1 protein-coding gene is annotated in these 266 nt (G+C 31.2%); it reads left to right on the top strand.

The features are described 5' to 3' along the window. Positions 1-266, top strand: a 266-nt coding sequence (locus NLM59_RS11590) for a hypothetical protein (RefSeq protein WP_304417941.1), incomplete at both ends; no start/stop codon positions are given.

The raw sequence follows: 266 nt of genomic DNA, 5'->3' as shown, positions 1-266 counted from the left end.
TATCGGGTGATAAAAGTAAAGAAGAAGGCTATGTAAGACAAATCTATAACATTGGTAACAATCTTATCAAGAAAAGAAACGTACCCAAAGTCAAGGAGAAGTTAGAGCTTATAAAACAAATTCAAGAAGTTGAATTTTGGGAAAACACCAATGTGAATGTAATAGAAGACATTCGCATAGAATTAAGAGATTTACTGAAATTTATAGAAATGGAAGAAGTAAAAACAGTCTACACAGACTTTGCCGATGAAATACAAATGAGCAAA

This window comes from Profundicola chukchiensis, from assembly GCF_029664245.1.
Classification (GTDB): Bacteria; Bacteroidota; Bacteroidia; order Flavobacteriales; family Weeksellaceae; genus Profundicola; species Profundicola chukchiensis.
Note: the sequence above shows the minus strand (reverse complement) of the source record. Positions and strands in the feature narration are given on the sequence as shown.